Origin of the sequence: Collinsella aerofaciens (assembly GCF_964283865.1) — a bacterium.
Classification (GTDB): Bacteria; Actinomycetota; Coriobacteriia; order Coriobacteriales; family Coriobacteriaceae; genus Collinsella.
Window position 1 is genome coordinate 140,066 of sequence record NZ_CAXYLS010000002.1, and the last position, 22,905, is coordinate 162,970.

At 61.2% G+C, this 22,905-nt stretch carries 21 protein-coding genes; 19 read left to right on the forward strand and 2 right to left on the reverse strand.

The genetic code is table 11. The features are described 5' to 3' along the window. Positions 1 to 74: 74 nt before the first annotated feature. Both adhE and rpmB read right to left on the reverse strand, forming a co-directional pair. Positions 75 to 2,723, reverse strand: a complete 2,649-nt coding sequence (adhE, locus tag ACRX4W_RS02045) for a bifunctional acetaldehyde-CoA/alcohol dehydrogenase (RefSeq protein WP_055250041.1) — start codon at positions 2,721 to 2,723, stop codon at positions 75 to 77. A 311-nt stretch (positions 2,724 to 3,034) separates the two neighbouring features. After that, the gene (gene rpmB, locus ACRX4W_RS02050) at positions 3,035 to 3,223 is read right to left on the reverse strand and encodes a 50S ribosomal protein L28 (RefSeq protein WP_022094725.1); all 189 of its coding nucleotides are present in this window, start codon (positions 3,221 to 3,223) and stop codon (positions 3,035 to 3,037) included. Positions 3,224 to 3,674: 451 nt separating this feature from the next. On the opposite strand from rpmB, the gene pyrR reads away from it, so the two are divergent. The 19 genes from pyrR to dnaJ all read left to right on the forward strand — a co-directional run bounded on the left by pyrR (position 3,675) and on the right by dnaJ (position 22,899). After that, entirely contained in the window at positions 3,675 to 4,259 is a 585-nt protein-coding gene (gene pyrR, locus ACRX4W_RS02055) for a bifunctional pyr operon transcriptional regulator/uracil phosphoribosyltransferase PyrR (protein WP_006236123.1), read from the forward strand. 4 nt (positions 4,260 to 4,263) lie between these two features. Then, positions 4,264 to 5,208: an aspartate carbamoyltransferase catalytic subunit gene (locus ACRX4W_RS02060; RefSeq protein WP_035138537.1), complete on the forward strand. Its 945-nt coding sequence runs from the start codon at positions 4,264 to 4,266 to the stop codon at positions 5,206 to 5,208. Next, entirely contained in the window at positions 5,192 to 6,481 is a 1,290-nt protein-coding gene (locus ACRX4W_RS02065) for a dihydroorotase (protein ID WP_432298984.1), read from the forward strand. The genes ACRX4W_RS02060 and ACRX4W_RS02065 overlap by 17 nt, the downstream gene beginning before the upstream one ends. A gap of 116 nt (positions 6,482 to 6,597) precedes the next feature. Further along, positions 6,598 to 7,365 carry a dihydroorotate dehydrogenase electron transfer subunit gene (locus ACRX4W_RS02070; protein WP_432299054.1) on the forward strand — a complete coding sequence of 256 codons (768 nt, stop codon included), beginning with the start codon at positions 6,598 to 6,600 and terminating at the stop codon, positions 7,363 to 7,365. 14 nt (positions 7,366 to 7,379) lie between these two features. After that, positions 7,380 to 8,288, forward strand: a complete 909-nt coding sequence (locus ACRX4W_RS02075) for a dihydroorotate dehydrogenase (RefSeq protein WP_199411071.1) — start codon at positions 7,380 to 7,382, stop codon at positions 8,286 to 8,288. Beyond that, positions 8,282 to 8,998 carry an orotidine-5'-phosphate decarboxylase gene (pyrF, locus tag ACRX4W_RS02080; RefSeq protein WP_432298985.1) on the forward strand — a complete coding sequence of 239 codons (717 nt, stop codon included), beginning with the start codon at positions 8,282 to 8,284 and terminating at the stop codon, positions 8,996 to 8,998. Before ACRX4W_RS02075 ends, pyrF begins: the two co-directional genes overlap by 7 nt. A 240-nt stretch (positions 8,999 to 9,238) precedes the next feature. Beyond that, positions 9,239 to 9,547: an integration host factor, actinobacterial type gene (gene mihF, locus ACRX4W_RS02085; RefSeq protein ID WP_006236130.1), complete on the forward strand. Its 309-nt coding sequence runs from the start codon at positions 9,239 to 9,241 to the stop codon at positions 9,545 to 9,547. Further along, positions 9,548 to 10,117: a guanylate kinase gene (gmk, locus tag ACRX4W_RS02090; protein ID WP_055250048.1), complete on the forward strand. Its 570-nt coding sequence runs from the start codon at positions 9,548 to 9,550 to the stop codon at positions 10,115 to 10,117. Positions 10,118 to 10,122: 5 nt separating this feature from the next. Then, positions 10,123 to 10,404, forward strand: a complete 282-nt coding sequence (locus ACRX4W_RS02095; RefSeq protein ID WP_055250050.1) for a DNA-directed RNA polymerase subunit omega — start codon at positions 10,123 to 10,125, stop codon at positions 10,402 to 10,404. Further along, positions 10,405 to 11,649: a tRNA uracil 4-sulfurtransferase ThiI gene (gene thiI / locus ACRX4W_RS02100; RefSeq protein WP_118079857.1), complete on the forward strand. Its 1,245-nt coding sequence runs from the start codon at positions 10,405 to 10,407 to the stop codon at positions 11,647 to 11,649. Positions 11,650 to 11,863: 214 nt separating this feature from the next. Continuing rightward, positions 11,864 to 12,574 carry a helix-hairpin-helix domain-containing protein gene (locus ACRX4W_RS02105; protein ID WP_432298986.1) on the forward strand — a complete coding sequence of 237 codons (711 nt, stop codon included), beginning with the start codon at positions 11,864 to 11,866 and terminating at the stop codon, positions 12,572 to 12,574. A gap of 203 nt (positions 12,575 to 12,777) precedes the next feature. Next, positions 12,778 to 14,874: a DNA internalization-related competence protein ComEC/Rec2 gene (locus tag ACRX4W_RS02110; protein WP_432299055.1), complete on the forward strand. Its 2,097-nt coding sequence runs from the start codon at positions 12,778 to 12,780 to the stop codon at positions 14,872 to 14,874. Positions 14,875 to 14,952: 78 nt separating this feature from the next. Then, positions 14,953 to 15,915 carry a DNA polymerase III subunit delta gene (holA, locus tag ACRX4W_RS02115; protein ID WP_432298987.1) on the forward strand — a complete coding sequence of 321 codons (963 nt, stop codon included), beginning with the start codon at positions 14,953 to 14,955 and terminating at the stop codon, positions 15,913 to 15,915. A 133-nt stretch (positions 15,916 to 16,048) separates the two neighbouring features. Beyond that, positions 16,049 to 16,315: a 30S ribosomal protein S20 gene (rpsT, locus tag ACRX4W_RS02120; protein ID WP_022094714.1), complete on the forward strand. Its 267-nt coding sequence runs from the start codon at positions 16,049 to 16,051 to the stop codon at positions 16,313 to 16,315. A gap of 96 nt (positions 16,316 to 16,411) precedes the next feature. After that, positions 16,412 to 18,223: a translation elongation factor 4 gene (gene lepA, locus ACRX4W_RS02125; RefSeq protein ID WP_432298988.1), complete on the forward strand. Its 1,812-nt coding sequence runs from the start codon at positions 16,412 to 16,414 to the stop codon at positions 18,221 to 18,223. 5 nt (positions 18,224 to 18,228) lie between these two features. Beyond that, the gene (dusB, locus tag ACRX4W_RS02130; RefSeq protein ID WP_432298989.1) at positions 18,229 to 19,272 is read left to right on the forward strand and encodes a tRNA dihydrouridine synthase DusB; all 1,044 of its coding nucleotides are present in this window, start codon (positions 18,229 to 18,231) and stop codon (positions 19,270 to 19,272) included. 2 nt (positions 19,273 to 19,274) lie between these two features. Further along, positions 19,275 to 20,507, forward strand: a complete 1,233-nt coding sequence (locus tag ACRX4W_RS02135; RefSeq protein WP_432298990.1) for a coproporphyrinogen-III oxidase family protein — start codon at positions 19,275 to 19,277, stop codon at positions 20,505 to 20,507. 58 nt (positions 20,508 to 20,565) lie between these two features. Continuing rightward, on the forward strand, positions 20,566 to 21,669 hold the full coding sequence (locus ACRX4W_RS02140; RefSeq protein ID WP_172674578.1) for a DnaJ domain-containing protein: 1,104 nt from the start codon (positions 20,566 to 20,568) through the stop codon (positions 21,667 to 21,669). 81 nt (positions 21,670 to 21,750) lie between these two features. Beyond that, positions 21,751 to 22,899, forward strand: a complete 1,149-nt coding sequence (dnaJ, locus tag ACRX4W_RS02145; protein WP_432298991.1) for a molecular chaperone DnaJ — start codon at positions 21,751 to 21,753, stop codon at positions 22,897 to 22,899. Positions 22,900 to 22,905 lie beyond the last annotated feature (6 nt).

The following is a 22,905-nucleotide window of genomic DNA, read 5'->3' on the forward strand; positions in this document are numbered from 1 at the left end:
AACGATGCGATAGAAGCAACGGCGGGGGCGTGCGTACACCCGTGCACCCCCGCCGCAAATAACCGTGCTAAAAACTAGCAGACGGCGTAGTCCTGGGGCTCGCGGCCGTAGTAGGCGTCCAGGTAGAGCTCCTTGATCTCGCTCATGAGCGGGTAGCGCGGGTTAGCGCCGGTGCACTGGTCGTTGAATGCCTGCTCGGTCATCTCGTCGAGGGTGTCGAGGAAGTACTGCTCGTCAACACCGTAGTCGGCGATGGTCTTCTTGACACCGATGAAGTCCTTGAGCTCCTCGAGCTTCGTGATGAAGTTCTCGAAGACCTCCTTGTCGTCCTTGCCCTCGATGCCGCAGTACTTGGCCATCTCGGCGTAGTTGTGCAGCGCGTTGGGGTAAGGATACTGGGAGAAGGTACCCATCTTGACGGGAGCCTCGGCGGCGTTGTAGCGCATAACGCGGGTCAGGATGACGGCGTTTGCGAGGCCGTGGGGCAGGTGATGGAAAGCGCCGAGCTTGTGGGCCATGGAGTGGTTGAGGCCCAGGAAGGCGTTGGCGAAGGCCATACCGGCCATGCAGGAGGCGTTGTGCATCTCCTCGCGGGCATGCGGGTCCTTGGCACCGTTCGTGAAGCTGGAGGGCAGGTTCTCAAAGACGAGCTTGGCAGCGCGCTCGGAGAGGCCCTTGGTGTAGTCGGAAGCCATGATGGAGACGTAGGACTCGATGGCGTGGGTCATGACGTCGATGCCGGAGGCAGCGGTCAGGCCGCGCGGGGCGGTCATGCAGTTGTCGGCGTCGACGATAGCCATGTTGGGGAGCAGCGCGTAGTCGGCGAGCGGCCACTTGATGCCGGTCTCCTTGTCGGTGATGATGGCGAACGGCGTGCACTCGGAGCCGGTACCCGAAGAGGTCGGGACGGCGACGAAGTAGGCCTTCTTGCCCATCTCGGGGAAGGTGAAGATACGCTTGCGGATGTCCATGAAGTCCATGGCCATGTCCTCAAACTTGCACTCGGGGTGCTCGTACATCATCCACATGATCTTGCCGGCGTCCATAGCGGAGCCACCGCCGACGGCGATGATGACGTCCGGCTCAAAGAGAGCCATCTGCTTGGCGCCGCGACGTGCGCACTGCAGCGACGGATCGGGCTCGACGTCGTAGAAGCAGTCGTGGGCGATGCCCATCTCGTCGAGCTTGGCCTCGATGGCGCGGGTGTTGCCATTCTTGAAGAGGAACTGGTCGGTGACGATGAAGGCGCGCTTCTTGCCCATGACGGTACCGAGCTCGTCGAGGGCGACGGGCGTGGAACCCTTCTTGAAGTAGACCTTCTCGGGAGCGCGGAACCACAGCATGTTCTCACGGCGCTCGGCCACAGTCTTAACGTTGATCAAGTGCTTCACCCCAACGTTCTCGGAGACGGAGTTGCCGCCCCAGGAGCCGCAGCCCAGGGTCAGAGACGGCTTCATGCCAAAGTTGTACAGGTCACCGATGCCGCCGTGCGAAGACGGGGTGTTGATGACGATACGGCAGGCCTTCATGACGTGCTCGAACAGGCTGATCTTCTCGGCCTGGGCGGGGTGCACGTACAGAGAGGCGGTGTGGCCCGGGCCACCGGCGAGCACCAGGTGCTCGGCCTTGTCGACGGCCTCCTGGAAGTCCTTGGCGTGGTACATGGCCAGGACCGGGGAGAGCTTCTCGTGGGAGAACTCCTCCTTGGCGGGGTCGGTAGAGGTGACCTCGGCGATCAGGATCTTGGTCTTGGCGGGAACCTCGATGCCGGCGAGCTCGGCGATCTTGGCGGCAGCCATGCCGGGGATGCGGTGATCGAGAGCGCCGTTCTTGAACATGGCGGCACGCAGGGCCTCCATCTCGGCACCCTGCTTGACGAAGTAGCAGCCGCGCTTCTGGAACTCGGCCTTGACCTGGTCATAGATGGTGTCGATGACGGTCACGGACTGCTCGGAAGCGCAGATCATGCCGTTGTCGAAGGTCTTGGAGTGGATGATGGAGTTGACGGCGAGCAGCACGTCGGCGGTGTCGTCGATGACGACCGGGGTGTTACCGGCGCCAACGCCCAGGGCGGGCTTGCCCGAGGAGTAAGCGGCCTTGACCATGCCCGGGCCACCGGTGGCGAGGATGATGTCGACGTCGCGCATGACCATGTTGGTCAGCTCGATGGAGGGGACATCAACCCAGCCGATGATGCCCTCGGGGGCACCGGCCTTGACGGCGGCATCAAGCACGAGCTTGGCGGCGGCGATGGTGCACTTGGCGGCAGCCGGGTGCGGGGAGATGATGATGGCGTTGCGGGTCTTCAGGCTGATCAGCGTCTTGAAGATCGCGGTAGAAGTGGGGTTGGTCGTCGGGATGACGGCGCCCACGATGCCGATGGGCTCGGCGATCTTGGTGATGCCGTAAGCCTCGTCGCGCTCCAGGACACCACAGGTCTTGGTGTTCTTGTAAGCGTTGTAGATGTACTCTGCGGCGTAGTGGTTCTTGATGACCTTGTCCTCAAGAACGCCGCGGCCGGTCTCCTCGATGGCCATCTTCGCCAACGGGATACGAGCCTTGTTGGCAGCCATGGCGGCCTCATAGAAGATCTTGTCGACCTGCTCCTGCGTGTACGTAGCAAAAAGCGCCTGGGCCTCTCGCATCTGAGCGAGCTTAGCCTCAAGCGCCTCTACGTTGTCCACAATTGCGGGAGTAGTGTTTTCCGGTGACTTTTTCACCATTTGTGTCTCCTTGCGATCGGAGATTTACCCTACGTCTTGCATGATAGCAAGAAATTAATCGGCGAACGGTCAGATTCCTCTAAAAGGCACACTAAAACGCTTCAATATACTGAAGCGTTTTAACTAAACTATCCTATAGCATCGCCCCACTCATTGGGGACAGGCTTACATGAGTGCTTTCACTCATGTAAGCCTGTCCCCAATGAGTGCAAAAAGGCGCCCTCCGTAGGGGAGAGCGCCTTTGGTAAGTTCTATGTGAACGCGAGGTCTTTGACCCGGAGAGTCCGAGGTACTTGTTGGTAAGACCTTATTTAGGAGCGCGCAACCTTGCCGGACTTGAGGCAGGTGGAGCAAACGTTCATCTTGCGACGGTGACCATCGACGACGACGTAGACGCGCTGGATGTTGGGGCGGAACTTACGGTTGGTGACGCGGTGAGAGTGGCTGATGGAGCGACCGGCAACGGGGTGCTTACCGCAAACTTCGCAAACTTTGGACATAACTGACCCTCCTTGGGCGACAAACGAACATGTCGCGTTAACAAACAAGCCTGAACTATAGCACAGAAGCAGCTCCCTGTGCGTAATCTACACAGAGATATTTCTCTTTTGGCGATAGTGCCCACGCCACGGCCCTGGACGTAGATCCGATTTGCGTGCAGCAGAGGGGATTATGCCAGCTCGTGTGTGCGTTTTCAAGCTCGTCCCACAAATATATATAGGTTTATTGAGCATTGGGCTCCGTTTACGGATTGCTCTGTATTTATGCTCGCAATTAAGCTCGAGGTTGGCTACACTATCCCTTGACCATTAAAGGGGTACGAGATACCCACATGGAATTACATAGCTGCCAAAGAGCAGCCCTTCCTGTGGGTGTCTGGTCCGCTTTGAGCGGTCGGGCATCTATTTTTTTGACTGTGTCAGCAGTCAAGACATGTGAGGAAGGAGATCGATGGGCACGACTTCCCCCAAGGCGGTCATCATGGACGAGACCGCCGTCAATCGAGCGATGACCCGCATCGCGCACGAGATTCTCGAGCGCAACGAGGGCTGTGAAGACCTCGCTCTGGTCGGCATCGTCACGCGCGGCGACCTTCTGGCAAAGAAGCTCGCCGAGGAGATCAAGGAGATCGAGGGCGTCGACGTTCCGCTCGGCAGCCTCGACATCAGCTTCTACCGCGATGACTACGCTACCAATTTCGCTCCCGCGATCCACGCCACCAACATTCCCTTTAGCGTCGACGGCAAGCGCGTCGTGCTGGTGGACGACATCCTGTATACGGGCCGTACCATTCGCGCCGCTCTCGACGCCGTCATGGACTTGGGCCGTCCGAGCCGTATTGAGCTGGCAGTCCTCGTTGACCGCGGCCACCGCGAGCTCCCCATCTCGCCGGACTTTGTCGGCAAGAACGTTCCCTCGTCGCATGAGGAGAACGTGCACCTATATATGAAGGAAGTCGACGGCCACACCGCCGTCGAGATTAACGACGTCGCGCCGGGTTCCCACGTGGGCTCCGCGCCGCTGGGAGGTGAGTAGTACCGTGGCGTTCAACCATAAGCACCTGATCGACATTACCGAGTACTCCGAAGAGGACATTAAGCTCATCCTCGAGACCGCCAAGGCGTTCTCCGAGGTCAACGAGCGTGCGATCAAGAAGGTCCCCACGCTCAAGGGCAAGACCATCGTCAACATGTTCAACGAGCCCTCGACGCGCACCCGCAGCTCCTTCGAGCTCGCCGAGAAGCGTCTTTCGGCCGACAGTCTTAACTTTGGCGGCTCCTCGACCTCCACGGTCAAGGGTGAGAGCCTCGTCGACACCGTCGAGACCCTCAACGCCTATAAGATCGACTGCATCGTCGTTCGCGATAAGCACGCCGGTGCTCCCTACATCGTCACGCAGAACTCGCCCGCAAGCGTCATCTGCGCCGGTGACGGCAAGCACAACCATCCCACGCAGGCCTTGCTCGACCTGTATACCATCTGGGAGCACAAGGGTGACTTCCACGGTTTGAAGGTCGCCGTCGTCGGCGATATCGCGCACTCCCGCGTCTGCGGCTCGCTGATCCCCGCCCTTAAGATCATGGGCTGCGAGACCTACGCCGTCGCCCCCGGCACGCTGCTGCCGCCGGCGCCCGAGGTCCTGGGATGCGACCACGTGACGAGCGACCTCGATTCCGTCCTGCCCGAGCTGGACGTCGTCTACATGCTGCGCGTGCAGCAGGAGCGCCTCGAGGGTGCCCCGTTCCCCACGATTCGTGAGTACCACAAGCTCTTCGGCCTGACTAAGGACCGCGAGAAGCTCATGAAGCCCGATGCGATCATCTGCCACCCGGGCCCCATCAACCGCGGCGTCGAGTTCGACTCCTATATGGCCGACCACCCGCAACGCTCCGTCATCCTGGAGCAGGTCTACGCCGGTATCTGCGTGCGTATGGCTATCCTGTATCTGCTGCTTGGAGGTGCCGATAATGGCCTTGCTTCTTAAGAATGCCCACGTCGTCGACCCGTCCGTCGAGCTTGACGGTGTCGTTGACGTCCTGATTGACGGCGACAAGATCGCCGAGGTCGGCGAGAATCTCGCCGTCGAGGGAGCCGAGGTCCGCGACCTTTCCGGCAAGTACCTCGTCCCTGGCCTGGTGGATATGCACGTTCACCTTCGCGAGCCCGGCTACGAGGTCAAAGAGGACATCGAGAGCGGCACCCGCGCAGCTGCCAAGGGCGGCTTTACCGGCGTGTGCGCCATGCCCAACACCGATCCCGTTACCGATAACGGCACCGTCGTGGAGTTCGTCAAGTCCCGCGCTGCCGAGGTTGGTCACTGCCGCGTCTATCCGTCGGGCGCCATGACCCGCGGTCTTAAGGGCGAGGCTATGTCCGAGATGGGCGATATGGTCGCCCACGGCGCCGTCGCCTTTACCGACGACGGTCGCGGCGTGCAGGGCGCGGGCATGCTCCGTCGCTGCATGGACTACGGCAAGATGTTCGGCAAGGTCTTTATGAGCCACTGCCAGGACGTGGACCTGGTCGGCCACGGCCAGATCAACGAGGGCAAGGTCTCGACCCGTCTGGCTCTCGAGGGCTGGCCAGCTGCCGGCGAGGAGCTCCAGATCGCTCGCGACATCGAGATCGCCAAGCTGACCGGTGCCAAGCTGCACGTCCAGCACATCTCTACCGCCCATGGCCTGGAAATCGTGCGTGCCGGTAAGGCCGCTGGCGTTCAGGTTACCTGCGAGGCTACCCCGCACCACATGTTCCTGACCGAGAACGACCTGGACGAGACCTACAACACCTCGCTCAAGGTCAATCCGCCGCTGCGCACCGACGAGGACGCCGAGGCCATCCGTCAGGGTGTCATCGACGGTACCGTCGACGTTATCGTCACCGATCACGCTCCGCACACTCCGTGGGAGAAGGCCCGCGAGTTCGAGCTCGCACCCTTTGGCATGATCGGCCTCGAGACCTCGCTGTCGCTCGTGCTCACCGAGCTGGTCAACACGGGCAAGATGAGCGTGGGCCGCATGGTCGAGCTCATGGCCATCAAACCGCGTGAGATCCTGGGCCTCGACCAGGTTCAGGTCAAGGCGGGCTCCGTTGCTGACCTGACCGTGTTCGACCCCGCCGCAACCTGGACGGTTGGCGAGGGCGGTTACGAGTCGCGTGCCGAGAACTCCGGCTTCGCCGGTCGCACGCTTACCGGTCGTGCCACCGATGTGTTTGTCGGCGGCAAACAGACGCTTGCCGACGGCTGCATCTGCTAGCATAGCCTTATCGCTTTTGTGCGCGGCGCCCTTGCGGTGCCGCGCTTTCTATTCGTTTAGACCATGCAACCGCATGGGGGATTGGAGCGTCTATGCCCACACCTTCCACTGCACGCATGCACGACTTCGAGGTCGTCTCGAACCGGGAGATCGCCGACGGCATCTTCTCGCTCGTCATCTCGGCCCCCAAGCTTGCAAGTGCGCTCAAGCCCGGTCAGTTTGTGAACATCGCCGTGCCCGGCGATGCGTCCTCGCTGCTTCGCGTGCCTCTGAGCTACTACCGCGCCGACGCCGAGGCCGGCACCGTTGAGCTGTGGTACGCCGTCGTGGGCGACGATACCCGCCGTCTGTCGCAGATGGCTCCCGGTTCCACCTCTAATCTGTTGGGCCCCGGCGGCCGCGGCTGGCTCGTGCCCGAGGGCACCAGGAAGGCGCTGCTCGTCGCTGGCGGCATTGGCGTTCCGCCCGTGCTCTGCCTGGCTGGCATGCTTGCCGAGCAGGGCGTGGACGTTGACGTATGTCTGGGCTTTGGCACCGCGTCCAAGGCCGTGGGCGTCGATGAGTTCCGCGCGCTGGGAGCTACGGTCAACGTATGCACCGACGACGGCTCGTTGGGCACACACGGCTTCTGCACCGATCCTGCCGCCGAGCTGCTTGGCGAGGGCGGCTACGACTACGTGGCCAGCTGCGGTCCCGCCGTCATGATGAAGAAGGTCGCCGCCGCTGCCGCCGAGGCCGGCGCGTACTGCGAGGTGTCGCTCGAGCGCATGATGAGCTGCGGCTTTGGCGCCTGCAACACCTGCAATGTCGAGACGGTCGACGGTATGAAGGGCGCCTGCATGTGCGGCCCCGTGTTTGATGCTTCCAAGGTGGTGGTCTTCTAGTGGGTAACGTGAACATGGCCGTCGATTTCGGCGGCGTCAAGATGCAGAACCCCATCAACACCGCAGCCGGTACCTTCGGCTACGGATGGCAGTTCCAGAACTTCTTTGATGTCTCCCAACTGGGCGCCATCACCACCAAGGGCTGCGCTGCCGAGCCCTGGCCCGGCAACCCCGCGCCCCGCATGGCCGAGATCCCGGGCGGCATGATCAACTCCGTGGGCCTTCAGAACCCCGGCGTGGCTGCCTTTGCCCGTGAGTCCGGCCCGTGGCTCGAGCAGCTTTCCAAGGACGGTTGCCAGGTCATCTGCCAGGTCGCCGGCCACTCCGTTGACGAGTTTGTGCGCGCGCTCGAGATGTATGTCGAGCTGTGCCCCTGGGCTGCCGGCTACGAGATCAACGTGAGCTGCCCCAATATTGCCGCCGGTGGTGCCGCCATGGGCTCCTCGCCCGAGGGCGCCTCTGCCGTTATGGCTGCCTGCCGTAAGGTGACCGATAAGCCGTTGTTCGTCAAGATGGCTCCGGTCAACGTCGCCGAGATTGCGAAGGCTCTCGAAGCCGCCGGCGCCGACGGTCTTTCGGTCATTAACTCCATCCAGGGCATGGCCATCGACGTTCATACTCGCAAGTCCCGTGTGGCCAAGCCCAAGGGCGGCCTTTCGGGCCCGCTGTGCCACCACATCGCCGTGCGCATGGTCTGGGAGGTTGCCCAGGCCGTCGATATCCCCATCAACGGTGTCGGCGGCGTCATGACGGGCGAAGATGCGGCTGAGTTTATCCTGGCTGGCGCTACCTGCGTGTCTGTCGGCATGGCCAACTTTGTCGATCCGTGCGCTTCGCTCAAGATCGCGCACGAGCTCGAGGCCTGGGCAGAGTCCCAGGGCGTGAAGGACATCAACGAGCTGGTAGGTGCTTTCGAATGCTAGAGACCGATGCCCGCGACCGCGTTATCGTCGCCCTCGACTGCGACCGTGAGCGTGCGCTCGAGCTCGCCCACGAGCTTTCCGGTCATGCCGCTTGGCTTAAGGTCGGCATGACGCTCTATTACGCTGAGGGCCCCGAGATCGTCAAGACGTTCAAGGACCTGGGCTTTAAGGTCTTCCTCGACCTTAAGTTTCATGACATTCCGCATCAGGTGCGCGGTGCCGCCCGTTCGGCCTCGCTCGCCGGTGCCGACCTGCTCTCGGTCCATGGCCTGGGTTCGGGCGCTATGCTCGCTGCGTGCCGTGAGGGTGCCGAGGAGGCGCGCGAGGACCGCGCCAAGCTCGTCGCCATTACCGTGCTCACCAGCATGAACCAGGATGCGCTGACCCAGATCGGCGTTGAGTCGCCCGTGGCCGAGGAGGCCGCCCGCCTGGCAAAGCTTGCCCAGGCCAACGGCATCGACGGCATCGTGTGCTCGCCGATGGAGGCCCATGACATGCGCGAGCTGCTCGGCCCCGACGCGCTGATCGTGACTCCGGGCGTGCGTCCGGTGGGTGCCGCCCTTGGTGACCAGTCCCGCGTGGCGACGCCCTCCCAGGCTATCGAGCGCGGTGCGAGCCACATCGTGGTGGGCCGACCCATCACCGGTGCCGACGACCCGGTTGCCGCATTTGACGCTATCGTTGCCGAGCTGGTCGAAAACGTCGCCTAAAAGATTCCCTCAAGTCACCACTTTTGGGTCTCTTTAGCACAAATTAGCCCCTGTGCCTGCGAAAACTTTCCCATCCTTTGTGTGGAATCGCAGGTCAGGGGCTTAACTTTGACCTCCATATATTGCACTTTTCGCAGGTATCGTCTAACCTATGGAGCCGTCGATTGGGCATTTAGTGCGTTTGACGTGCTAAAATGCCAATTATTGCATCAGATATAACCCAACTATTTGGAGGTTCGAATGGCACTCCCTCAGCTTACCGACGAGCAGCGCAAGCAGGCTCTTGAGAAGGCTGCCGCCGCACGTCACGCCCGCGCTGAGCTTCGCGAGCAGATCAAGAAGGGCGAGAAGTCCCTCGAGTCCGTGCTCAACTCCGATGACCCCATCGCTTCCCGCATGAAGGTTTCCACCCTCATCGAGTCTCTCCCCGGTTATGGCAAGGCCAAGGCCGCCAAGATCATGGAGGAGCTCGGCATCTCCGCTACCCGTCGCGTCCAGGGCCTCGGCGTCCGTCAGCGCGAGCAGCTCCTCGAGCAGCTGACCAAATAAGTGAGCGCTCAGGATTCAAAGCTCTTTGTGATTTCTGGACCGTCAGGTGCAGGCAAGGGCACGCTCGTCACTCGTGTGCGCGAGCGTCGCTCGAACCTGGGCCTGACGGTTTCGGCTACCACGCGAGCACCACGCAAAGGTGAGGTCGACGGCGTCAACTACTTTTTCCTGACGCGCGAGGAGTTCGACCGCCGCGTGGCAAACGGTGAGTTTGTTGAGTGGGCTGAGGTCCACGGCAACTGCTACGGCACGTTGGTGAGTGAGGTCACATCCAAGCTCGCCTCTGGCTCCTCTCTGATCTTGGAGATCGATGTTCAGGGTGCCCTGCAGGTCAAGGAGCGTTTCCCCGAGGCCGTGTTGATCTTTATCAAGCCGCCTTCGCTCGAGGTGCTTCGCGATCGCCTGGTCGGTCGCGGTACCGAGACGCCCGAGACGATCGAGCTGCGTATGGCAAACGCCGCCGATGAACTTGCCCTTGCCGACCGCTACGACGACGTCGTGGTGAATGACGATCTCGACCGCGCGACCGATGAGCTCGTTCGCGTTCTCGATATGCATGAAAGGATCTGAGGTCCGTGTCCGTTGTAAAGCCTTGCATTGACGATCTTCTGGAGAAGACCGATCACAACCGCTTCCTGCTCGCCTCGCTTGCCTCCAAGCGCGCCTGCGACATTAACAGCATGCTGCGTGGCCAGCACAACCGCGTGCTTGCCGTCCAGGATGTCGACGACATCACCATTGCGCTTTCCGGCGCCGATACCATCTCGATGGCTATGGACGAGATTGTCGACGGCGACATCTCCTACGACGAGGCCCGTTACGAGAAGGCGCTCGGCCACAAGGTTGCTGAAGCCTAAATGGCAGCCCGCGTCTGCCTGGTCCACTATCACGAGGTTGGACTGAAGGGCAAGAACCGCGCACATTTTGAGCATATCCTCATGGATAACATCAAGGCGGCCTTGGCCGCCTTTTCCGTGAATGCCGTGTCTCGAATTTCCGGTTATATCCTCGTGACCTTTAACGAGCATCAGGCCGACGAGGCGGCGCGCGTCATTCGCACCGTCCCCGGCGTTGCTCGCGTGTCCCTGGCATATCACACGAACCGCGACCCGCAGGAGTACTGCGCCGCCGCCGTGAAGGCGCTGCGCGAATTTGGTCCCTTCGAGTCGTTTAAGGTGCATGCCAAGCGCTCTAACACCGACTATGAGCTCACCTCGATTGATATCAATCGACAGGTTGGCGAGGTACTGTGCGAGGCGTTTCCCGATAAAAAGGTCCAGATGCACGATCCCGACGCGATGGTGCACGTGCTCGTGGTACAGGGTAGCGTCTACGTTTATGCGCGCTCTGAGCGCGGCGTGGGCGGTCTGCCGGTGGGTTCTGCCGGCAAGGTCGTGACGCTGCTTTCCTCGGGCATCGATTCTCCGGTGGCGACCTGGATGCTCGCGCGCCGCGGCGCGGTGTGCGTGCCGGTACATTTTTCCGGCCGTCCGCAGACGCCCGATACGAGCGAGTATTTGGTGCAGGACATCATCCGTGCGCTTGAGCCGGGTGTCCAGATCGGTCGCCTGTACGTAGTCCCGTTTGGCGACTGCCAGCGCGAGATTTCGGTCACCTGCCCCAGCAACCTGCGCGTGATCATGTACCGTCGCATCATGTATTCGGTTGCCGAGCGCATAGCGCATATCGAGGGCGCCAAGGCTATCGTGACCGGCGAATCGCTCGGTCAGGTTGCCTCCCAGACGCTCGAGAACATCATGGCCGTCAACGAGGCCGTCAAGATTCCCGTGTTTCGCCCGCTGATTGGTTCGGACAAGCAGGAGATCATCGCGCGTGCCGAGGAAATCGGTACCTTCGATATCTCGACCGAGGCGGCTCCCGATTGCTGCACGCTTTTTATGCCGCGCCGCCCCGAGACGCACGCCAAACTCGATGCCGTGCATGAGGCGTGGGAGCTGTTCGATCACGAGGAGATGATTGAGCGTTTGCTCAAACAGACCGAGTACATCGACTTCGAGAGCAACACGTATAAGGCCCCTAAGACCTTAAAACGCAAACATTCCGAGCTCGCTCCACGTGAGATTTACCAAGATCACGAATAATGTTGTGTATAGACCGGCGGTGCATTTGCATCGTCGGTCTTTTTGTATCTGGGCTTTTGGCGATAAACGGTTCATTTGTCGACGTGTACCTGAATACATGGACATTTTTTCGCAAGGTTTTGGTCAGCTTTTGGTTTGACCGCGATAACTGGTGTGGTCGTGCGGAGGCTACGGCGCTCGTTTCCTGACACGATGGTGTTGGGAGGTGTTTGCTATGGCGCAGCGCGAGCAACACGAACGGGTTAAACGGATGGACCGCTGGGCAGAAAAGCTGCTCGGCCATAAGGCGATGGTCGTGGCGATCCTGGTTGTCATTGCCGCCGCGAGCGGCTTGGCGATGGCAGGTTTTGGTGGTCACTCCAGCGACGTATCGTTTGAGCGTAGTGATGAGGCGAGCGCCTCGGATGTGCGCGGGGCCGGGGATGCCTCTCCTGACGATGCCGATGAGCCGTCTGCCAAGAGCTCCTCTGCTGCCGAGGTGTACGTCGATCTTGATGGCGCCGTTGTGAAGCCTGGCGTGTACCGGCTTAAAGATGGAGCACGGGTGTCCCAGGCGATTGATGCCGCCGGAGGGCTTACGGCCGAGGCGGATGTGACGGGTCTTAACCGTGCGTCCAAGATCACCGATGGTCAAAAGATCTATGTGCCGACGGTAGGGGAGCAACAAACGGCTGCGGCCGTCGGCGGCGCCGAAAGCAGCGCTTCCACGACCCCTGGTACAGGGTCTTCGTCGGGTCTTGTGAATATCAATACGGCAAGTGCGGCGGAGCTGCAGACGCTTTCGGGCATCGGGCCTTCTATGGCCCAGGCAATTATCGACGAACGGACGCAAAACGGGGCCTTTGCCTCGGTCGATGACCTTATGCGCGTATCGGGGATCGGTGAGAAGAAACTCGCCATAATTAAAGATTGCATCTGCGTATGAGTGCGACCGAGCGCGAGCATGTGATGCCACCGCGCCCATTGATGCCGTGGACGATAGCCCTTTGTGCCGGCTTGTGTGCGAGCTGTGGGTTAGTGCTTAACATGGCGGCCGATGCGCTGCTGGGAGAGCGGGCGGCGCCCGTCACATTGCTTATGGCCATTCCCGTTGCGGCAGCAGGGTGCATTGTATTGGCTCGGTCCTGCATGCGCCTTGTGCGGTGGAGGCGATGGCTGTATGCCGCGGCCCTCGGCCTCGTGGCGGGAGCGGTAGTGTCCGCGGGTTGGGCGATAGGGGCGCTGCGCGCTTCGAGGGCGTTGGATAATCGGGCTGCGAGCAGTCTCGAGTTTGTTGTGTGTGGCGACCCGTCCATCAATGACGGTGCGTACTCCTATACCTGTGATGCGTATGCGGGCGAAAAGCGTTTGGGTCAGGTACGGCTGTCGTGTGATCGTGAGCTTGGCGCCGGTTCGCATGTACGTGCTATCGGTCGAATTTCGCGCTTTGAGAATGATGCGTATGGGCGCTCACGCGTGCTTCGGGGCGAGCTTCGAAAGGTTAAAGTCGTCCGGTTGGTATCGATCGACGAGGGCCCTCCAGGCCCGTTGTCTTGGCTTCGAAACGAGCTCCTTGCCGTTATCGCGCCCGCGACCGATCCAGCGCGCTCGCTCATTGCCGGCGTTGTCTGCGGACGCTCGGCCGAGCTGCGTGCCCAGCCGGCGGGCGATTGGTTTTCGGTAACGGGCACCGCACATCTCATCGCCGTCTCGGGCAGCCATCTTGCCATCGTCGGGTTTGTGATTGAGAGCGCCCTGCAAAAGACGCGCCTCTCTCGTGGGCTGCAGCGGGGGTTGCTGGTGCTGGCCCTTGCTGCCTATGCCGTCTTTACGGGCGCCTCGCCCTCGGCCGTGCGCGCGTGCTGTATGGTGGCGGCGACGCTTGTCGCCAACGGCGCCGGACGTCGTCGGCATGGCCTCTCGGCTCTGTTTGTCACCATGGCAATCTTTGTGTTGCTGCGCCCGACGGTATTGTTCGAGATGGGTTTTCAACTATCGTGCGCCAGTGTTTTTGCCATCCTTTGTTTTTGCCCCTACGCTACCTACGCCTTGTGCGAGCTGAGCGTGCCATCGGGGGTTGCCGGTATTTTGTCTGTCACGATGTGCTCACAACTCGCGACACTTCCTGTAACCATTCCCGCATTCGGGACGTTTTCGCTCATTGCCCCGCTTGCAAATGCCGTGATCGGTCCGGTGATAAGCGTACTGCTTGCTATATCGGTTGTGCTGGTGCCCTGCTCGCTTGTGCCGCTGTTGCGTCACGGGGCGCTCGTGGGGCCCATGATTGTCGCTCGCTGCGCCCTGTTCTTTGAGCAGCTCTTTGCTGCCGTTCCGGGCGCATCCGTAAGCGTGCCGCCCGATACGCCCCTGGTATACGTAGTGCCGTTTGTGCTGGCGGTCGTCTTGGTCTGGTGGCCACGTCCCCGCGCACGGAGCATGGCAGTGGGGCTGCTGTGTTTGATTCTTGCAGCGGGTGTTCCGTATGTCTATTGGGATCGATGTGCGCCGCCTTCTGTGACGGTCCTCGATGTTGGTCAGGCCGATGCGATTCTTATCCGCCAAGGTGGGACCGTGGCACTCGTGGACTGTGGACTCGATGAGCGCGTGGTGTCGGCGTTGGTTCGCAATAACGTTCACCATATCGACGCCGTCTTCGTGACGCATTGGGATGAAGACCATTGGGGTGGTCTTCCCGATGTGCTCGATCAGTTTTCGGTTGGAACCATTGCGGTCGCGGCTAATGCGCTGGAGGATGCGCCTGCTGAGGTTCTAAATCGCCCGGGCGTAACGTATATGCAGGTGGCTCGCGGGGACACGATCGATATCGGCACATTTCGGGCTCGTGTGATGTGGCCGTTTGACACGGTGGATGGTGAGGGCAATGAAGACTCGCTTGTCTTGCTGCTCAGTTATGCCCAAGGAGGCCAGAGTCTCCGCTTGCTGCTCACCGGTGATGCCGAGCTCGATCAGGAACGCGAGTTTGTACAGGAGGTGGGGGATATCGATGTGCTCAAGTTGGGACATCACGGCTCAAAGGTTTCTGTCGACTTAGACCTGCTGGGCACGCTTAAGCCCGAGCTCTCTATCGCGAGTGCGGGCGAGGGCAACCGCTACGGTCATCCATCCGATGCCTGCACCGATGCCGTTCGCGATGCGGGCGGCGCGTTCGCATGCACCATCGAACAGGGAGACATCACTGTCTCGCCGACTGCAACCGGTTTTGCCATGCGATGTCAGCGACCGTGATGCTGCCGTTGGCGCGGGATCAACCCGTGGGCTAGAATGGCACGGTACGAACACGAGAGCCCGCGGGAGGGGAGCGCGATGTCCGAAACCGGTCTGTTGCCGGCATATCTGATCGTCGGTACCGACGGAGTTAAGCGCGACCACGCCGTCTCGCGTATGAAAGCGCGTCTGGAAAAATCGGGTATGGTCGAGTTCAACCTCGACGAGCGAGACATGACCAAGGACCCCGATATCGAGTCCATTATCGGATCGCTCAACACTTTTCCTATGGGCAGTGAGTTTCGCCTGGTAATCCTTGACGGCTGCTCAAAACTCGCCAAAGCGATCTCCGAGCCGCTTGTTGAGTATCTGGCGAGTCCCAGCCCCACGACGGTCTGTCTCGTCATAGCCGATTCACTCGCCAAGAACACACGCCTGTACAAGGCGATCGCCAAGATTGACAAGAAGGCCGTGATCGACTGTTCGGGCACCAAGCGCTGGGAGCTCCCACGCCGCGTGCAGCAGATGGCGACGCAGCACGGAAAGTCCATTTCGACGGCGGCCGCCGAGGAGCTCGTTTCGCGCTCGGGCGAGAACACCCGCATGCTCGATAACGACTTGGCCAAGCTTGCCCAGATGGTCGAGGCGCCGCAAATTGAGCTTGCCGATGTGGAGCGCTGGATCGTGCGCACGGCCGAAGTTCAGCCCTGGGACTTTCTCAATGCGGTCTCAGCCCGTGACATGCGCCGCTCGCTTGAGCTTTTCAATCTACTGCCCGCCAAGAGCTATGTGTGGACCTACACGCTGCTGTGCGGACGCATCCGCGAACTTATTGTCGCCAAGGCGCTCGACTCTCGTGGACAGGGTCGCGAGCTCGCCGCGACGCTCAAGCTTCAGGCCTGGCAGGTTAAGAATCACCTGACCTGGGCGCGGCGTTTTTCTATGGCGGAGCTTGTCGGTGCGCTCGAGGGCGCGGTCGATGTGGAGCTCGCGCTGAAGGGCTCGGCCGATTCTGAGACCGCGCTTTTGCTCTGGATTACGAACATCTTGAGAAAATCGTGATGATACCTGCCTATTTGACAAATTCGTTCTATCCCTTTGAGGGGGAGCGTGCTATAGTAGGCGCTTGCATGACCTCACCGTGTCTCAGAGGTGTCATACATTTTTTGCAAGGAACTCGAAAGGAACTCCAGAAGTGGCAAACATCAAGTCTCAGAAGAAGCGTATCCGCACCAATGAGGCAGCTCGCATGCGTAACAAGGCTGTCAAGTCCGAGCTCAAGACGCTGACCAAGCACGTCCAGTCCGCCGTCGCCGAGGGCGACGCCGAGAAGGCCCAGGCTGCCCTCAAGACCGTCACCAAGCGTCTCGACATGGCTGCCGCCAAGCATGTTATCCACAAGAACCAGGCTTCCAACCGCAAGTCCGGTCTTGCCAAGCTCGTGAACAGCATCAACGCCTAAGTTGTAAATTTCACACCACACAGATTACGCGCATAAATGGAGCCTGTTTTATGGAACAGGCTCCATTTTTTGTACCGCTCGGGTAAGATAGTCTGCATGAATACTTCAATTGACATTTCCCACATCCGCAACTTCTCGATTGTTGCGCATATCGACCATGGCAAGTCCACGATCAGTGACCGCATCCTCGAGCTCACCCATACCGTCGACGAGCGTGACATGGAGTCGCAGCTGCTCGACACCATGGATATCGAGCGCGAGCGCGGCATCACGATCAAGTCTAATGCCGTTCGCGTTTCCTATGACGCCGACGATGGCGAGACGTATCAGTTCAACCTGATCGATACGCCGGGCCACGCGGACTTTACCTACGAGGTCTCGCGTTCGCTGGCCGCCTGCGAGGGCGCAGTGCTCGTCGTCGACGCCACGCAGGGCGTCGAGGCCCAGACCGTCTCCAACGCGACGCTCGCCATGAACGCCAACCTGGATATCGTGCCCGCCATCAATAAGATCGACCTGCCCTCGGCCCATCCCGACGAGGTCAAGACCGAGATCGAGGATGACCTGGCGATTCCCGCCGACGATGCCGTATGCGTATCGGGCAAGACCGGCGAGGGTATCCACGACCTGCTGGAGTCCATCGTCTTTTTGATCTCACCGCCCAAGGGCGATGCAAACGCGCCGCTCAAGGCGCTCATCCTGGACTCGTATTTCGATGAGTACCGCGGCGTCGTTGCCACGGTCCGTGTCTTTGACGGCTCCATCAAGAAGGGCGATACCCTGCGAATGATGCAGGCCAAGGGCGACTTTTTGGTCGATGGCGTGGGCGTCAAGCGTCCCGCCGAGACCCCGGTCGATGCGCTGACGGTCGGCGAGGTGGGCTACGTGGTCACGGGCCTGAAGGATCCCGAGGCCGTACGCGTGGGCGATACCCTCACGTGGGCGTCGAATCCCTGCCCCGAGCCACTTCCCGGCTATCGCGAGGCCAAGCCCATGGTCTACACAGGCCTGTTCCCCATCGATAACAAGGATTACGAGAACCTGCGTGACGCTCTCGATAAGCTGCATGTCAACGACCCGTCGTTGGTGTGGGAACCCGAGACCTCGGTGGCGCTCGGCTTTGGCTTCCGCGTGGGCTTCTTGGGCCTGTTGCATATGGAGGTCGTCAAGGAGCGCTTGGAGCGCGAGTTCAACCTGGACCTGATTGCCACGAGCCCTTCGGTGGATTATCACGTCTACAAGACTGACGGCGAGATGATTGATGTTCGCAGCCCGCAGGATCTGCCCGAGGCTACGCGCATCGAGCGCATCGAGGAGCCTTACCTCAAGGCCAAGATTATCTGCCCGCCCGAGTATACGGGTGCCGTCATGCAGCTCGCTATCGAGCACCGCGGCATTACGACCGACATGATCCATCTCACGAGCAAATCGGTCGAGATGCGCTTTGACATGCCACTCGCCGAGCTCATCCTGGACTTCTTTGACCAGCTCAAGAGTCGCACCAAGGGCTATGCCTCGCTCGACTATGAGTTCAACGAGTATCGTCCCTCCGAGCTCGTCAAGCTCGATATCCTGCTTTCGGGCGATGAGGTGGACGCGCTTTCGTTTATCGTGCACAAGGACAAGGCCTATGGCCTGGCCCGCGGGCTGTGCGACAAACTCAAGGAAATCATTCCACGCCAGCTGTTCGAGGTGCCCATCCAGGGCGCTATCGGCAACAAGATCATCGCCCGCTCCACCGTTAAGGCACGCCGCAAGGACGTGCTTGCCAAGTGCTACGGCGGCGATATCTCGCGTAAGCGCAAGCTGCTCGAGAAGCAGAAAGAGGGTAAGAAGCGCATGAAGGCCATCGGTTCGGTCGAGGTCCCGCAGGAGGCCTTTATGGCGATCCTCAAGGTGGACGAGTAGGTCCCATGGCGCTTTCTGAATACAGCAAGCGGCTGCTGGGCGCCTATGCCGAGCAGCCGTTCCTTATGGCTCCCATGGCGGGCGTAACCGACCCCGCCTATCGCATCATGTGTCGCCGCCGCGGTGCCAACCTTGCCTACAGCGAGATGGTGAGCGTTGCGGGCCTTGCCTATGCCAGCAACAAGACGTGGCGCCTGGTGTTGCCGGCCGACGAGGAGCAGCAGATCTGCGTGCAGCTCTTTGGTTCCAAGCCCGATCAGTTTGCGGGTGCTGTCGCTGCCGTCGAGGAGCGTGTGGGCGATCGCCTGTCGCTCATTGATATCAACATGGCCTGCCCGGCTCGCAAGGTCGTCACCAAGGGCGAGGGCTCGGCGCTTATGCGCACGCCCGATCTGGCAGAGAAGATCGTTGAGGCAGCGGTGGGCGCGGCGCACGTGCCCGTGACCGTAAAAATCCGCAAGGGCTTTTACGCCGAAGACCGCAATGCCGCGACGTTTGCCCAGATGCTCGAGGGGGCAGGGGCCGCTGCGGTGGCGGTACATGGTCGCTGTGCCACGCAGCTCTATACGGGCCAGGCCGATTGGTCGGTCGTCGATGAGGTGGCCGACGCCGTCGAGATTCCCGTTATCGGTTCGGGCGACGTGTTCTGCGCCGAGGATGCCGCGGAGCATCTGCGCAACTCCGGCGCCAGCGCCGTGTTCATCGCGCGCGGTATCTATGGCAATCCCTGGGTGTTCGGCGATGCCCGCGCCCTTGCGCTCGATGGCACGCCGGTACCGGTACGTAGCTCGGTCGAGCGCCTGGATGCCCTGCGCGAGCACCTGACGCTCACGCACGAGCTGTTGCCGCTCATGTCGCGTGCCCGTACGTACGCAAGCTGGTATCTAAAGGGGATGCCTCATGCTGCGGCCTGGCGCGCCCAAGTGGTGCGTTGCTCCACAAACGAGGAGTTCATGGCATTGGTCGATGATATCGAGCGCGATGTGGTGGCCTGCGAGGCCGCACTTGCCGCCGGCGAGTCGGTGCCCGCTCATCCGCTGGAGGCCTAACGGTGGCCGTTACCGCGCTGTACGTGCATGTTCCGTTTTGCGCCCAAAAGTGCCGGTACTGCGACTTTGACTCGCGCAGTTTTGCTCCGTGCGACCTGAGCGCTGCGCTCGATGCCTATTTTGAGCAGTTGTATGCGCGCCTTGATGCCTTTGGAGACGTCGGGGCGCTTGCGCAGATCCGTACCGTCTATGTTGGCGGCGGCACGCCGTCGCTGGCGGGGGAGCGCCTGGTAGAACTCGCCCGGCGTATCTCTGCGTGCTGCAAGCCAGTTGAGTTTACCTGCGAAGCCAATCCTGAGTCGTTGACTTCGCAGCTTGCTGCGGCGCTTGCCGGGGTGGGCGTCACGCGCATTTCTCTGGGAGTTCAGACCCTCGACAACGCCGAGCTTGCCGCGATTGGCCGCATCCACGATTCGCACCGCGCCCTTGCAGCCATCGCCGCGGTGAGGGACGCTGGGCTCGATGTGTCCTGCGACCTGATGTGCGGACTTCCCGGGCAGACCGCCGTAAGCTGGCAGCGCACGCTCGATGGCGTGTTGGCGGCGGCGCCGCATCACGTGTCGGTTTACCCGCTCACGCTCGAGGAGGGCACGCCGCTTTACCGCATGGCGTGTCACGACGAGTCGCTTGAGCCCGACGAGGATTTTCAGGCTGCGTGCATGGATGCGGCGCGTGAGTGCCTGGGTGCGGCCGGCTATCACCCGTATGAGGTGGCAAGCTACGCGCTCGACGGCCATGAGTGCGCCCACAACATTGCCTATTGGACCGGACAGGGCTATCTGGGCTTGGGCCGCTCTGCCGCCGGTATGCTCGATGCCGAGGATTTCGATCGCTTGGCCGGGCTGTTTCCCGACGTGCCTGCTCGCGGCGATGCGTATCGCGTGCGCTTGGTGCAACGTGACGATGATGCGACGGCGTTTGATGCCGAGTATCTGTCGCAGCGCGAGGCTGCGGCCGAGGATCTGATGCTCGCCTGCCGCATGACGCGTGGCATTGGGCCCGACCTGTTGGTTCGCTCGGCAAGCGTGATCGCTGCAGATGAGTTGGCGGCGGCCTGTGACCGTGCTCTCGAGTTGGGCCTTGCCACCTGGGTGCCCGATCATGTTGAAGGACATGCTGGGAGCGTCACCTTAAAAGACGTTATCGCAGGTCGCATCCGTGCCCGCTTAGCGCCCACCCACTTGGGCTGGCTCGATGGAAATGTGCTGTTCGAGCTGTTTTGGGGTCTAGCTTAGGCCGCTCGGGTAGAATTACCGCAATATATACGCTGCTGTGAGCAGGAGGTTGCCGCGCATGGCGACGATGAACGAAAAAGATTACTACGAGATTTTGGGTGTCTCCAAGGACGCCACCTCGCGTGATATACAGAAGGCCTTCCAGCAAAAGGCACGTAAGCTCCATCCTGACGTCAACAAAGAGCCGGATGCCGAGGAAAAGTTCAAAGAGGTTTCCGAGGCCTACGCTGTGCTTTCGGATGAGCAGAAGCGTGCGCGCTATGACGCCATGCGTTCGGGTAATCCCTTCGCCGGCGCTCCCACGGCTTCGCCCTATGGCGGCGGCTACGCCGGCAGCGCAGGCTATGGTAATCCCTTTGAGGGCGGCTTTCCCTTTGGTGGCGCCTGGGGCCAGCCCCGTCGCGGCCAGGCGGCCTACAACCCCGAGAGTGGCGCCAACGTGGTCGTCGATATCAAGCTCGACGCCAAGGAGGCCAAGGGCGGTGCCCGCAAGACCGTCCGCTATACGCGCTTCGATACCTGTGGTCACTGCGGAGGCTCGGGATCTGTTTCGTCCGAGCATGCACATACCTGTCCGAGCTGCGGCGGTCGCGGCCACATCGACGTCGACCTGTCCTTCCTGTTCGGTGCCGGCACGTTTCAGTCTGTCTGCCCCGAGTGCGGCGGTTCCGGTAAGGTCGTCGCCGACCCCTGCCCCGATTGCGGCGGCAGCGGCCGTGTCCGTGTGACCTCCGAGCAGACGATTGAGTTTCCCGCCGGCACGCACGATGGTGACGAGGTTCGCATTAGTGGCATGGGTCACGCCGGCACCAACGGTGCCTCGGGTGGCGATCTGGTCGGCCGCGCCCATGTCGAGGCCGAGCGCCTGGAAGGCAAGGCCCGTACAGGTTTTTACCTGATGGGCATCGTGGCGCCGTTTTTGGTGCTGTCGGCCATCTCGGGCGTGTTCTCGGCCTTTGCCATAATGTGCTTTATTCCGTTTGCCATGGGCCTGTTTATGGTGGTCTCGGACGGCGTGCTGCACCGCAGCCTGCTGTGGTGGAAGCGCGGCGCGATGCAGTTTGCCAACGGTTTTGCCAACGGATTTATGTTTGCGCTCGTGTCGGTTTGGTTTGCGAGTTGCTCGCAACGTGCCATGCTTTCGCCCTACGCAATGCAATAACATCTAGCCCTCTGTTTGCGGCCGGCCCAGCTTGGGTATAGGACGCACTGTGACAAAAATGAAAGTCGGAAGGATTCGGTCGTGTCGGAAAATAGGGATTACTACGAGGTACTTGGCGTCGACAAGGATGCCGACGCGCGGACGATTAAGCGCGCGTTTCTAAAGAAGGCCCGTACCGTACACCCGGACGTTTCGGACGACCCCGAGGCCGAGGCCAAGTTCAAAGAGCTTAACGAGGCGTATTCCGTTCTTTCCGACGAGCAGAAGCGTGCTAACTACGACCGTTACGGCACCGCGGACGGCCCTGGTGGTTCGGGGTACGTCGATATCAACGATATCTTTGGTGGCATGGGCATGGACGACCTGTTCTCGTCGTTCTTTGGCGGCGGTGCCGGCGGTGGCGCCCGAAATCGCCGTGAGCGTCGTCGCGGCCGCGATATGGCCATCTCCCTTTCGGTGACCCTTGAGGAGGCGGCGCTCGGTTGCAAAAAGACGATCAGCTATGACCGCCTTGCCCCCTGCGAGGATTGCAACGGCACCGGCAGGGCCGAGGGTGCACGGGAAAAGCAGTGCAGCCGCTGCCACGGCACGGGCTATGTCACGACGGTCCAGCGTTCGTTCCTGGGCCAGGTTCAGTCTTCTTCGCCCTGTCCCGACTGCCATGGCGAGGGCACGGTTATCGACCATCCCTGCGAGACCTGCGACGGTCAGGGCCGCACGCCTTCGCACGAAAAGATCGACATCGATATTCCCGCCGGCGTTTCGACCGGTCGCCAGCTGCGCGTGAGCGGCTTTGGCGAGGCCGGTCTTCGTGGCGAGCCCTCGGGCGACCTGATCGTCAACGTGCGCGTCGCCGACCACGAGCGTTTTAAGCGCAACGGCGACGACCTGTACCTCGTGAGCGATATCTCGATTGCGCAGGCTGCGCTCGGTTGCGAGATCGAGGTCGAGGGCATTATGCCCGACGAGGTCGTCAAGCTGTGCGTCCCCGCCGGCGCCCAGTACGGTGACACCGTGAGCGTCAACAATTACGGCATGCCGCGTATCGGCGGTGGCGGTTCGCGCGGTCACCTGATCGTGCAGCTGCGCGTAGTCGTCCCCACCAATCTCTCCAACAAGCAGCGCGAGCTGCTTCGCGCCTTTGCCGACGAGATGGGCGATGACGTCGCATCCGGTAAGAAATCCGTGACCGATCGTATCAAGAGCGCCCTCGACGATATCCTCGATTAAGGAGCC